Here is a 12,769-nt window from a genome sequence, read left to right on the forward strand (position 1 = left end):
AGAACAAGGACGTGATCACATGCGGCAGCTCTCCGTCGAAGGCGCCTGGATCCAGGAACCGAAGGTCTTCCCGGACAGCCGTGGCAGCTTCCACGAGTGGTTCAAGGCCTCCGATCTCACGGCGTCGGCCGGCCATTCCCTCCAGCTCGCCCAGGCCAACTGCTCGGTGTCCAGCCGCGGCACGCTGCGCGGGATCCACTTCGCCGATGTGCCTCCCGGCCAGGCCAAGTATGTGAAGTGTGTGCGCGGCGCGGTGCTCGACGTCATCGTGGACATCCGGGTGGGCTCTCCGACGTACCGGCAGTGGGAGGCCGTACGGCTGGACGATGTGGACCATCACGCGGTCTATCTCGCCGAAGGGCTCGGCCATGCGTTCATGGCGCTGACGGACGATGCGACCGTCGTCTATCTCTGCTCCGAGGGCTATGCACCGGGACGCGAGCACGGCATCAATCCGCTGGATCCGGAGCTCGGCATCGAGTGGCCGTCGGGCATCACTCCGCTGCTCTCCGACAAGGACGCGGAGGCCCCGACACTCGCGGAGGCCGAGGCCCAGGGCCTGCTGCCGTCGTACGAGGAGTGCCGGGCGTACTACGCCGAACTGGCCGCCCGCGGCTGACACGTACGCGGGCGCACACGGCCACATACGGCCGGATACGGCAGGGGCCCGAGCGATCCAGAATCGCTCGGGCCCCTGCCGTATGTGCTTGGCCTCAGCCGCTGATCGCCTCGATCTGCTTGCGCAGCGGCGCGAACGCCGACCGCGGACGGCGCAGATTACGGGCGCGCGACAGGCCCGTCCAGAAACCGGCGCCGAGCAGCGACTCGGGCCGTACCGCGTTCTTGCGGACCAGCACCTCGTCGGGCACGTTCTGCGGATCCGGTACGACATACTCCTCGATGATCTTGTCGTACTTGTCCTTCAGTACCGTGCTCTCGGGATTCGCGCCGAAGATGGCCACCACTCCGGTCGGCTCGGTGTCGACATCGACCACCAGCAGATCGGGACGGAAGCGCCGCAGCACCTGGGCGACCTTGTAGACGTCGCCCGCCCAGAACTTGGTGTGCCGGTCGCGCGCCGCCTCGTCCACATCGCGCGGCAGCATGTCGTCCAGGACGATCACGCTGGACCAGCGGGAGTGCTTCTCCACATTCATGAAGTCGCGCAGCGCGTACTCGAAGAGGTGCATGCCGTCGATGAACGACAGCTCCAGCTTCGGGTCGCCGCCGAGGAGATTGACCGGGTCCCGGCGGGCCAGCGCACGGAACGGATTGCGGCCGTTGCGCAGATGGATCAGAGGATCCTTGCGGGCGAAGAAGTCATCGCTGGTGGCCTTGACCAGATGGACATCGCAGCTGATGTCCGTGACAACCCGGAACGCCGGGTCGACAGCCACCGACGGAACCCGGGACAGTGCCAGGCTGCGCCCGTCATTGACCCCGATTTCCAGATAGTTGCGGGGTTTGTACACACGGTGCAGTTGGCGCAGGAAGCCGTGGCGATCCACGTAAGGGGCCCTTCACTGAGAATCAAAAATTGGGGATTGATTCTCAGTGAACTTAGTGGGAACGGCGGTTGCACGTAAACATCTACCGGCCAGTAACACCCGATTGGCGCTCTACCGCAACCAAGGCGGGAAACGCCTCTTCCAGGGCCGCCCGCCACTCCCTGATCGGCTCGATCCCGGCCCGCTTCCACCGCTCGTGTCCCAGCACGCTGTACGCGGGCCGAGGCGCGGGCCGTACGAAGGCCTCGCTGGTCGTCGGACGGACCCGCTCCGGGTCCGCTCCGAGCAGCCGGAAGATCTCCCGGGTGAAGCCGAACCAGGTCGTCTCGCCGCCGCTGGTGCCGTGATAGACCCCCGGCTCGGCCACTCCTTCGAGCGCCGCCGCGCCGAGCCGTACCAGCAGCTCCGCGAGATCGCCGGTCCAGGTCGGCTGGCCGCGCTGGTCGTCCACCACGTCCAGGGTGTCCTTGACGGACTCCAGCTTGATCATCGTGCGGACGAAGTTCCCGCCGCCCGCTCCGTACAGCCAGGCCGTACGGACCACATATCCGGTCCCCGGCAGGGTGTCGAGCACCGCGCGCTCGCCGGCCAGCTTGGTGCGGCCATAGGCGCTGCGCGGGCCGGTGGCGTCGTACTCTCCGTACGGCGTCTGTCCGTCACCGGCGAAGACATAGTCCGTGGAGACCTGGATCAGTACGGCGCCCGAGGCGGCGCAGGCCTCGGCGAGGACCCGGGGCCCGGTGCCGTTGACCGCCAGCGCCTCGGCCTCCTTGGCCTCGGCGTCGTCCACGGCCGTCCAGGCCGCGCAGTTGACCACCACGGCCGGCGCGTAGGTCTCCAGCGCCGCACGGACCGCGCCGGCGTCGGTGATGTCCAGCGCGCTACGGTCCAGACCGGCCGCGCGCTCTCCCGCCGCGGCGAGCCGTGCCAGCAGATCCCGGCCCAGCATCCCGCCGGCGCCGGTGACGAGCCAGCCGCTCACAGCGCCGCACGTCCCTTCAGCGGCTCCCACCAGGCTCGGTTGTCGCGGTACCACGCCACGGTCTCCGCGAGGCCCGTGGCGAAGTCCTTGCGAGGCGCGTATCCCAGCTCCGTACGGATCTTGGCGCAGTCGACGCTGTAGCGGCGGTCGTGGCCCTTGCGGTCGGTGACGTACTCGACGCTGGTGTCCCAGTCGGCTCCGCAGGCCTCCAGCAGCAGCCCGGTCAGCTCCTTGTTGGAGAGCTCCGTGCCGCCGCCGATGTTGTAGACCTGCCCGGCCCGGCCCTTCGTACGGACCAGCTCGATGCCCTGGACATGATCATCGATGTGCAGCCAGTCGCGGACATTGCCGCCGTCGCCGTACAGCGGGACCTTCTTGCCGTCCAGCAGATTGGTGATGAAGAGCGGGATGACCTTCTCCGGGAAGTGGTGGTGCCCGTAGTTGTTGGAGCAGCGCGTCACCCGCACATCGAGGCCATGCGTGCGGTGGTACGACAGAGCGATCAGATCGCTGGACGCCTTGGCCGAGGAGTAGGGCGAGTTGGGCTCCAGCGGATGGGTCTCCGGCCAGGAGCCCTCTTCGATGGAGCCGTAGACCTCGTCGGTGGAGATATGCACGAAGGTCTTCACACCGGCGCGGTGCGCGGCGTCGATCAGGGTGTGGGTGCCGACCACATTCGTACGGACGAACTCGGCGCCGCCGTCGATGGAGCGGTCCACATGCGACTCGGCGGCGAAGTGCACCACCTGGTCATGCTCGGCCATCAGCTTGGCGACCAGCTCGGCGTCGCAGATGTCGCCCTGGACGAAGGCGAATCCGGAATGGTCGCGGACCGGATCGAGATTGGCCGGGTTGCCCGCATAGGTGAGCTTGTCGAGCACCGTCAGCTCGACATCGCCGGGGCCCTGGGGCCCGAGGACCGTACGGACATAGTGCGAGCCGATGAAACCGGCACCGCCGGTCACAAGAATCCTGTGGGTCATGAAGAGATCTGCACCTTGCTGTGGTCGCCGAGGACGAGTCGGTGGGCGGACGGATTGCGGGGAGCGGGGGTGATCTCGACATCGCGGCCGATCAGCGACGCCTCCACCCGGCGTACACCGGTGAGGGAGGAGCCTCGCAGAACGATGGAGTACTCGATCTCGCTGTCCTCGATCCGGCAGCCCTCGGAGACCGAGGTGAAGGGACCGATATAGGCGTCGCTGATCACCGTGCCCGCGCCGATGATCGCGGGACCCACGATCCGGCTGCGGGTGACGCGCGCGCCCTCCTCGATCCTGACCCGCCCTATGATCTCCGTCGCCTCGTCCACGGATCCGTCGCGGCACGGCTCGACGGTCTCCAGCACCGAGCGGTTGACCTCCAGCATGTCGGCGACATTGCCGGTGTCCTTCCAGTACCCGGAGATGGTCGTGGAGCGGACGTCGCGGTCCTGGTCGATCAGCCACTGGATGGCATGGGTGATCTCCAGCTCACCGCGCCAGGAGGGCTCGATGGAGCGCACGGCCTCATGGACGGCCGGAGTGAACAGATAGACACCGACGAGCGCGAGGTCGCTCTTGGGTTCCTTCGGCTTCTCCTCCAGGGCCACCACCCGGCCCTCGGCGTCGAGTTCGGCCACACCGAAGGAGGTCGGGTTGGGCACCTTGGTGAGCAGGATCTGCGCGTCGGGCCGCTCCCGGCGGAAGCCGTCGACCAGTCCGCTGATACCGCCGACGATGAAGTTGTCACCGAGGTACATCACGAAGTCGTCGTCGCCGAGGAAGTCACGGGCGATGAGGACGGCGTGCGCCAGCCCGAGCGGCGCGTCCTGCTGGAGATAGGTGACCTTTATCCCGAACTGGGAGCCGTCGCCGACCGCCTCGCGGATCTCCGCCGCGGTGTCGCCGACGATGACGCCGACCTCGGTGATGCCCGCCTCGGCGATGGCCTCCAGGCCGTAGAAGAGCACCGGCTTGTTCGCCACGGGTACGAGCTGTTTCGCGGAGGTGTGGGTGATGGGGCGTAGACGGGTGCCCGCCCCGCCGGACAGTACGAGAGCCTTCACGATCCCTATCCCATGCTGAAGATGTCCGATTGCTGAAGATGTCCGATGCTGTCCGGGCGTCGCCCGACAGCGTGATTTTACCTACGATTTCCGGCACGGCCCGTCTCTGGACACCTTGACCGGATAGTTCAGGCCTGGAATGGCGCTTGAGCGTGCGCCCCGATTCAGCCGTGTGTGCGGGCGCACGCAGATGTGTACGGGCGTGTGCCGGCGCGTGTACGGGCGGGTACCGGCGCCCTCAGGACGACGGCAGCGCGTAACGCGTCCACCGGGTGCGTACGCGCGTACGCATCCGCCGTGCCACCCGGATCAGCAGCGACTTGCGCCGGCGCGCGGCCCTGGGCGCCTCGATACGCTCCAGGCCCGGTCTGCCCACCCAGTCGGGCACGGTGACCTCGTACGAGACGTCCTTGAGGCCGGTCGAGTGGTCACCGAAGTGCGGGAAGGCGAGATACGGCGTACCGGCGCGGCCCTTACGGACCACCTCCGGCCTGGTCTCGGCCTTGATGAAGTCGAGCATGTCCCGGAGCAGATCGAGCCGCCCCAGGGCGACACACTCCAGCCGCAGCCGCTCGCCGACCTTGATACGTCTGGCCACCGCGGGAGTCCAGTAGCGGGCCATCAGCGGCGCGGCCAGCTCCATCTTGTGGCGCTGGATCTCCTCCGGCTGCTTCATGAGCCCGTGGGCGAACTGCTGGATCAGCCCGACCGTAAAAGGTCTGACCATCATTCGGTCGCGCTTGGGGCCCGTCGGCACCAGTTCGGCGATGAGCGCCATGAGGGCGCCCGTGGCCTCGAACCGCAGCGCGTAACCGCCGGTCTTGGTCACATGCTTGCCGTCGTCGCGGCCGACGAGGTAGTAACAGATGTAGTCGGAGATCACCGAGACGCCCTTGCCCCGGATATACGCCTCCATCGTGAAGAGGGCATCCTCGCCGGTCTTGAGCGTCTCGTCGAAGCGCAGCCCGAGCCGTTCGAGCAGCTCGCGCCGGAAGAGCTTCTGTGCGCTCAGTGTGAAGATCACCTGTGAGCTGTAGATGTCCACGCGGTCGGCCGTACGGGTCCACATCGAGCCAGGAGCGCCTCGGTTCACGCCCACGATCTTGCCGAGCACCACATCTGTACCGGCGCGGTCCGCCATGGTCACCATGCGCTCCAGCGCTTCCTCGCCGAAGTAGTCGTCGGCGTCGAGGAAGAACACATAGCGCCCTCTGGCCAGTCCCAGACCGACATTGCGCGGCCCGCTGGGACCGCCCGAATTGGCCTGTCGCACCACTCTGGTCGGGATGTCGGTGCACGCCGCGAATTTCTCCAGATACTCGCCCGTGCCGTCGGTCGAACCGTCGTCGATGGCAACGATCTCGATCCGGTCGGCGCCTAACGTCTGGGCCTCCACCGATTCCAGGCAGCGGATCAGATAAGGCATCGCCTCATACGCCCCGACGATCACGCTTACATCAGGAACTTGCTTTTCGTTCATCGAAAATCAAGACAATCGGCATCGGATGTTGGTTGTCTTGTCACGATCTCCAGTATCCGTGATGCGCATCACAGTTGGCGTTCGCCGCGCCGGAGCGACACTCAACTCCCTTACGGAAAAGGCCCGGCAGCGCGTCCGAAGACGCCCTGCCGGGCCTGACCACTCTAGGCCGTGTCTGACAAATCCCGTCTGGCTCACGACGCCTGGCACGCACGCTCGCCGCGTTGTCGGGATCATCCAAGTACGTCCAGTACGAGGATGACCCTCCGCCTTGCGATCGCACGCACCAGACGCCGTGGGCCCCGCCCTGCGGGCGGACGACGCTATTTGTCAGACACGGCCTAACCGCCGCTGAAAAACCGGCCGTGGACTCAGCCCCGTACCGGCGAGTCCAGATCGTTGCTCTCGGGAGCGGAGTCGTCCGGCGCCGCGGCGGCCTCCTCGGGCCCTGCCAGCCGCTGTTCCACACCGACGTTGCGCGCCTGGGCCTTCGCCGCCAGCGCGCGCGCCGCCGCGTTGAACTGCTCGATCGAGGACGGCTCGTCGGGACCCAGCAGATACCGCTTCAGCTCACGGCGGTCCGCCGCCAGCCGGTCGGCGGCCGGATCGGTCACCGCGTCGAGCAACTGGTCCAGTTCCTTGGCGCTGTTGGAGAGGATCACGGCGGCCCGTACGGCGGTGTTCTGCCGCTTGAACTCCTCCGCGCCGAGGCCCGCCGAGTCGGTGACCGCGTACGGCTTGCCGCTGGCGATGAAGTCCGACACCACACTGGAGATGTCCGAGACCATCGCGTCCGACTCGTTGAAGCAGTCGTACAGCCGTGGCTCGGCGCCGGCGATGACACGGTGCTCCCACCAGCCGAAGGAGCGCCAGTACGCGGTGTTCCACTCGTCCCGCAGCCGGGTCAGCTCCGCCTGCCGCGCCGGATCGGCCTTGGCGTCACGCGACTCCTCCGCCTCGTCCCGGCTCGCGTCCGCCACTCCGGACAGCTCGCTCAGCCGTGCCTCGATCCGGGCCAGCTCGGCCCGTGCCGTACTCCGCTCGGTGCCGGGCTCCGTGCTCCGCCCGGCCCAGCGGGCATCGGTGGCGCGCTCGGCGGCGGCCTTCTCCACCAGCGCGACGATCCGCTCGTGCACGGCCTTCGCTTTGGCGCTGCGCGTACCGGTGAAGGGATGCGGCTTGTAGAGCACCCTGACCGGCCGCTGCGCCGACAGCAGCCGCTTGACGATGTTCTCGCCGGCCAGCAGCAGTGAGGTGTTGCCCGGGCTGTCGTCCCAGCCCTCCCAGGTGGGCGCGTAGAGCACCGTCGGGATCGGATTGCGCGTGGAGCCGGAGCCGCTCGCCGGCTCGATCGGGGCGAGCTGCGGACGGCCCACCTCCACGATGTCCTCGTCGCGCACTCCGACATCGGCCAGCGCGTAGCGGTCGCGCCCGGCCCGGCCCGCGGTCCACACCTCGTCGTACGCCTTGCTGAACGGATTGACACTGGCGAGCTTGTCGCTGTCGCCGTGCCCGATGAAGACATGCCGCATGGTCGGGACGCGCAGCATATGGATGTTCTTGCCGACGTTGGCCGCGTAGAGCGCGACCCGTACGGTCGACAGATCCAGATTCATCAGATGGACACCGCCGGGCACACAGAGCACCGGTACGGCCGTCGGGCCGAGCTGCTGCGCTATCACCCGCTCACGCAGGACGATCAGCGGCCGTCCTTCGAGCTGGTCCATCGTCTCCAGCCACATGTTGACCTGGTACGCGGACTCCTTGGAGCCGGAGAAGTAGAGCATCACGGTCGGCTTGTAGTCGGCCAGCCAGCCGTCCACCGCCTTCAGCACCTTCTCGGCGGACGGTACGAGCCGGCTCGGGCGCAGATACGGCAGCAGGGCCACGACATAGCCGACGGCGAGGAGCACCGAGAGGCCGAGGCCCGCGTAGCCGTAGAGGTTCTCCCGGGTCTCCAGGGCGAGCAGCACTCCCACCATGGCGAAGACATCCAGATGGAGCATCTTCTCGGCGGAGCGGTTGAGCAGCCACGGCGGCGGCGCGTCCGGGATCCGGATGGCGCCGAGGTCGATGTTGCGGGTGACCACGGGCAGTCTGCGGCGCAGCCTGAGCAGGGTGACGATCGCGCCGTGCGGTGCCTGGAGCCCGTAGAACACCAGCACCGCGACCACGGTCACATAGAAGATCCGGTCCTGGCCGAGCCCGGAGCGCGCGACCAGCAGCACCAGCAGCATCTGCCGGATCAGAAAGCGGATCGACAGACCCGCGCGGACCTTGGCCAGCCGGTTCACCAGATAGCTGCCGCGCTGATGCAGGAAAGTGTCCGCGAGATAGGTCACCGCGGCCGACACCGCGAAGAGCCAGAGATGCGGAATTATCGCGGCGAGCATGACGCACGGGAATGCGATTCCCAGAAGTAGTGCGGCTGCCAGCTCTGATCCGCTGCCCACCCGGGCCAAGCGAATGGCTGTCGAAATCACGGAAAACCTGCTCCAGACCGTGCCTGCTGTTGACCTTGCAAGGGAATTGTGAAGAAGGGATCTGACGAACTCGGGCCTCCGTGATTCGCACGTCGGCGACCACAGAGGCCCGTATCAGAGATTGTCAGGAATTATTACACATCTTCCTGACGGTCCAGTACGGCGGCGAGTGCCTGCTCGAAGTCGGAGGCCTCGGAGGCGCCACGCGTCGGGTCCTGCTGGCGTACGTCGATGACATGGCCGGTCAGCTCGGAGAGCAGCACATCGAGGGAGGTCCTGGCGACCGCCTCGGAGGACAGCAGCGAGCCTTCGGGCTCCTGGCCGAACGCCTTGGTGCGCATCGGTGTGGCCGTGCGCTCCGGATTCACACAATTGACCCGGATTCCGTCGCCCGCCCATTCGTCGGAGAGGGCCTGGGTGAGATTCACCATGGCCGCCTTCGTGGAGGAGTACAGGCTGTATTCGGCGCGGCCTCGCGTGTAACTGCTGGAGGTGTAGAGCAGCAGCTGGCCCTTGGTCTCGGCCAGGTATTTGTACGAGGCGCGGGCGATCTGCACCGGCGCGAGATAGTTGACGTTCAGCGCTTCCTGAATGGTGGTGTTGTCCGTCTCGGCCAGCTTGCCGATACGCAGCACGCCCGCGGTGTTGATCACGTAATCGATACGGCCGGTCTCGCCGTAGGCGCGCGAGAGCGCGTCGTCGACATGCTCCGGGTTCTCGACATGCGTACCGGTCGTGGAGCGTCCGAGCGCGTACACCGTGGCGCCGAAGCTCTCGGCGAGCTGGGCGATGTCCGCGCCGATACCGTACGAGCCGCCGAAGACGACCAGCGTCCTACCGGCGAGCAGCTCGCGGTAGGAGTCGTCGGAGGACTGCTGAGGAGCGGCGGAGGAGGCGAGCTGGAAGAGCTTGTCGGCGATGAAGACATCGACCGGCTGCGTCACCTTCATATTGAACTCGTCGCCCGCCACGACATGGATCGGCACATCCGGCAGATACCTCAGCACCACCGAACAGTCGTCGGTCGCCTGGAAGTTGGGATCGCCGGCGGCGATCTCGTACGCCCTGCGGATGGTGGAGAGCTTGAACGCCTGCGGCGTCTGGCCGCGCCGCAGCCGGGACCGGTCGGGCACGTCCGTGATGAACTCGCCGTCCTCGCCGTGCGTACGGGTCACGATGATCGTGTCCGCGGACGGGATCGCCACATCCACGGCCTGGTAGCGCTCCAGCGCGTCCACACAGTCCTTGATCACATGCTGGGACAGCAGCGGGCGCACGGCGTCATGGAAGAGCACATTGCGGTCCTCGCCCGCCGCCAGGCCCTCGCCCAGGGCCGCGATGGCGCGCTCGGTGGTCTCGTTCCGGGTCGCGCCGCCCTCGATGATCCTGCTGACCTTGGCCAGTCCGGCCTTCGCAACGATCTTCTCCACATCGGGCACATAGCCCGGGGCCATCAGCACGATCACCTCGTCGATCGAGTCGCTCCGCTCGAAGACCGACAGTGTGTGCTCGATGACCGCCTTCCCCGCGATCTTCAGCAACTGCTTCGGGATCGACAGACCCACACGCTGACCGGTGCCGCCCGCCAGGACGACTGCGGTGGTACGGGGCTTCGCGGGCGGCGCGGAAGTTGGAGACACAGAACTGACCTACCTTGCGGGCTCAGAGGATGAGGCGATGGTCCCACCCGCGGCAATCCTCTTGCAAGGTGGACCACAGCCCTGCGACATCGGTACGCAACCCCTGATTCACCTGGGAACACTAGTACACCCGCGAACCCGCGCCGGAAGGCGGGCGTGAGGGAAACCACACGAAAGGGGCGGCCACGGCGAAAACGCCATGACCGCCCCGTGGCCTGTACGGCCAGTGCCGGTTCCTGCCTGTACGGCCGACTGCCGGTTCGTCCTAGAAGGGCTCGAACGCGTCGTACTCCTTCTGCGCGTCGTCCCGCTCGGCGTCCCGGTCCCTGCGCCGCTGCGCGGCCGGGCGCGGCGCCTCCAGCCGGTGGTCCTCACCACGGCGGCCGAGCATCTCCGCGCCCGCCATCATCGTGGGCTCCCAGTCGAAGACGACCGCGTCGTCCTCGCCGCCGATGGCCACACCGTCACCCGTGCGCGCACCGGCCTTCATCAACGCGTCCTCGACACCGAGGCGGCTGAGCCGGTCCGCGAGATAGCCGACGGCCTCGTCGTTGCTGAAGTCGGTCTGGCGCACCCAGCGTTCGGGCTTCTCGCCGCGCACCCGGTAGATCCCGTCGTCCTCCAGGGTGACGGTGAAGCCGGTGTCGTCGACGGCCTTCGGACGGATGACGATCCGCGTCGCTTCCTCCTTCGGCCGGTCGGCACGGGCCTTGGCGACCACCTCGGCGAGCGCGAACGACAGTTCCTTGAGCCCGGTACGGGCCACGGCCGACGCCTCGAAGACACGGTAGCCGCGCCGTTCGAGATCGGGCCTGATCATCTCGGCGAGATCCTGGCCGTCCGGGATGTCGATCTTGTTGAGGACGACGACCCGGGGCCGGTCGCCCAGACCGCCGTACTGCTTCAGCTCCTCCTCGATGACATCGAGGTCGGTGAGCGGATCGCGGTCGGACTCCAGCGTGGCCGTGTCCAGCACATGCACGAGCACCGAGCAGCGCTCGACATGGCGCAGGAACTCCAGCCCCAGACCACGGCCCTGGCTGGCGCCCGGGATCAGTCCGGGCACGTCCGCGATGGTGTAGACGGTCGAACCGGCCGTGACCACACCCAGATTGGGCACCAGCGTGGTGAACGGATAGTCCGCGATCTTCGGCTTGGCCGCCGAGAGCACGGAGATCAGCGAGGACTTGCCAGCGCTCGGATAGCCCACCAGCGCCACATCCGCGACCGTCTTCAGCTCCAGCACGACATCACCGGCCTGGCCCGGCACGCCGAGCAGTGCGAAGCCCGGTGCCTTGCGGCGGGCCGAGGCCAGCGCGGCGTTGCCGAGACCGCCACGGCCGCCCTCGGCGGCGACATACGTGGTGCCCTGTCCGACCAGATCGGCGAGTACGGTGCCGTGCTTGTCCAGGACGACCGTGCCGTCGGGCACCGGCAGGACCAGGTCCTGTCCGTCCTTGCCCGAGCGGTTTCCGCCCTCGCCCGGCTTGCCGTTGGTGGCCTTGCGGTGCGGCGAGTGGTGATAGTCGAGCAAGGTCGTCACGGACTGGTCGACGACGAGGATGACATCGCCGCCACGGCCGCCGTTGCCGCCGTCGGGACCGCCCAGCGGCTTGAACTTCTCACGGTGTACGGAGGCGCAGCCGTGGCCTCCGCTACCCGCGGCGACATGCAGCTCGACGCGGTCCACGAAGGTGGTCATGGGATTGCCTCCAGTACGTACGGAAATGTCTTCGGTGGAACACGCGAAAGGCGGACCCGCTTCCCGGCCGGGAAGTGAGGTCCGCCCTCGCGAGAAAACCGCTCTACGGGTGCCTGACTACTCGGCGACCGGAACGATGTTCACGACGTTACGGCCACGGCTGGTGCCGAACTGCACCGCACCGGCGTTCAGCGCGAACAGCGTGTCGTCGCCGCCACGGCCGACGCCGGAGCCCGGGTGGAAGTGCGTGCCGCGCTGGCGGACGAGGATCTCACCGGCGTTGACGACCTGACCGCCGAAGCGCTTCACGCCGAGCCGCTGAGCATTCGAGTCGCGCCCGTTCCGAGTGGACGATGCGCCCTTCTTGTGTGCCATGTCTCCTCAGTCCCTTACTTCGCAGCCGCGGGGATACCGGTGACCTTGATCGCCGTGTACTGCTGACGGTGACCCTGGCGACGGCGGTAGCCGGTCTTGTTCTTGTAGCGAAGGATGTCGATCTTCGCGCCCTTGTGGTGGTCCACGACCTCGGCCGTGACCTTGATGCCGTCCAGCACCCACGGGTCGCTGGTCACGGCATCGCCGTCGACCACGAGCAGGGTCCTGAGCTCCACTGTGTCGCCGACCTTGGCGGTGGAAATCTTGTCAACCTCAACGATGTCACCGACAGCAACCTTGTGCTGGCGGCCACCGCTGCGCACGATGGCGTACACGCGGATCTCACTCTCGCTCGGAACGGAACTCCTGATGCCAGCCGCCCGCACGGGCCGGGGCCCATGACGATCCTGACAGGACGAGCGGCCTCCCCCGGAAGCCGGGAGGTGAGTGCTCAGGAGTGGGCGCGCATTGGAACACGCCGAAGGTTTAGAGTACGGGCCGCCTGTGCAGGGGGTCAAACCAGGTCCGGCGCCGGACGGACCGCCACTGCGG

At 67.3% G+C, this 12,769-nt stretch carries 11 protein-coding genes; 1 reads left to right on the top strand and 10 read right to left on the bottom strand.

Annotated features, from left to right (window positions below; translation table 11 throughout):
• Positions 1-19 precede the first annotated feature (19 nt).
• Positions 20-619 (top strand): dTDP-4-dehydrorhamnose 3,5-epimerase, encoded by a 600-nt coding sequence (gene rfbC / locus ACFV6H_RS12535; protein ID WP_385540999.1) that lies wholly within the window; start codon positions 20-22, stop codon positions 617-619.
• A 94-nt stretch (positions 620-713) separates the two neighbouring features.
• Here rfbC and ACFV6H_RS12540 read toward each other — a convergent pair whose 3' ends face one another.
• The 10 genes from ACFV6H_RS12540 to rplU form a co-directional block, all read right to left on the bottom strand.
• Positions 714-1,508, bottom strand: coding sequence for a class I SAM-dependent methyltransferase (locus ACFV6H_RS12540; protein WP_384792239.1), 795 nt, complete (start codon positions 1,506-1,508; stop codon positions 714-716).
• An 82-nt stretch (positions 1,509-1,590) separates the two neighbouring features.
• The gene (gene rfbD, locus ACFV6H_RS12545) at positions 1,591-2,490 is read right to left on the bottom strand and encodes a dTDP-4-dehydrorhamnose reductase (protein WP_385541001.1); all 900 of its coding nucleotides are present in this window, start codon (positions 2,488-2,490) and stop codon (positions 1,591-1,593) included.
• The gene (gene rfbB / locus ACFV6H_RS12550; protein WP_385541003.1) at positions 2,487-3,473 is read right to left on the bottom strand and encodes a dTDP-glucose 4,6-dehydratase; all 987 of its coding nucleotides are present in this window, start codon (positions 3,471-3,473) and stop codon (positions 2,487-2,489) included. The genes rfbD and rfbB overlap by 4 nt, the downstream gene beginning before the upstream one ends.
• A complete protein-coding gene (locus ACFV6H_RS12555) occupies positions 3,470-4,537 on the bottom strand; it encodes a glucose-1-phosphate thymidylyltransferase (RefSeq protein ID WP_385541005.1) in 1,068 nt (355 codons plus the stop codon). The genes rfbB and ACFV6H_RS12555 overlap by 4 nt, the downstream gene beginning before the upstream one ends.
• A 238-nt stretch (positions 4,538-4,775) precedes the next feature.
• On the bottom strand, positions 4,776-6,017 hold the full coding sequence (locus tag ACFV6H_RS12560; RefSeq protein WP_385541007.1) for a glycosyltransferase family 2 protein: 1,242 nt from the start codon (positions 6,015-6,017) through the stop codon (positions 4,776-4,778).
• Between the two features lie 371 nt (positions 6,018-6,388).
• Positions 6,389-8,500, bottom strand: a complete 2,112-nt coding sequence (locus tag ACFV6H_RS12565; RefSeq protein WP_385541009.1) for a hypothetical protein — start codon at positions 8,498-8,500, stop codon at positions 6,389-6,391.
• 134 nt (positions 8,501-8,634) lie between these two features.
• Positions 8,635-10,140 carry an SDR family NAD(P)-dependent oxidoreductase gene (locus tag ACFV6H_RS12570; protein ID WP_385541011.1) on the bottom strand — a complete coding sequence of 502 codons (1,506 nt, stop codon included), beginning with the start codon at positions 10,138-10,140 and terminating at the stop codon, positions 8,635-8,637.
• A gap of 265 nt (positions 10,141-10,405) precedes the next feature.
• Positions 10,406-11,842: a GTPase ObgE gene (gene obgE, locus ACFV6H_RS12575; protein WP_385541013.1), complete on the bottom strand. Its 1,437-nt coding sequence runs from the start codon at positions 11,840-11,842 to the stop codon at positions 10,406-10,408.
• A gap of 117 nt (positions 11,843-11,959) precedes the next feature.
• Positions 11,960-12,217 carry a 50S ribosomal protein L27 gene (gene rpmA / locus ACFV6H_RS12580; RefSeq protein ID WP_093604510.1) on the bottom strand — a complete coding sequence of 86 codons (258 nt, stop codon included), beginning with the start codon at positions 12,215-12,217 and terminating at the stop codon, positions 11,960-11,962.
• 14 nt (positions 12,218-12,231) lie between these two features.
• Entirely contained in the window at positions 12,232-12,552 is a 321-nt protein-coding gene (rplU, locus tag ACFV6H_RS12585; protein WP_046498608.1) for a 50S ribosomal protein L21, read from the bottom strand.
• Positions 12,553-12,769: the final 217 nt, after the last annotated feature.

The sequence above is a fragment of the Streptomyces sp. NPDC059743 genome (assembly GCF_042732975.1).
Classification (GTDB): Bacteria; Actinomycetota; Actinomycetes; order Streptomycetales; family Streptomycetaceae; genus Streptomyces.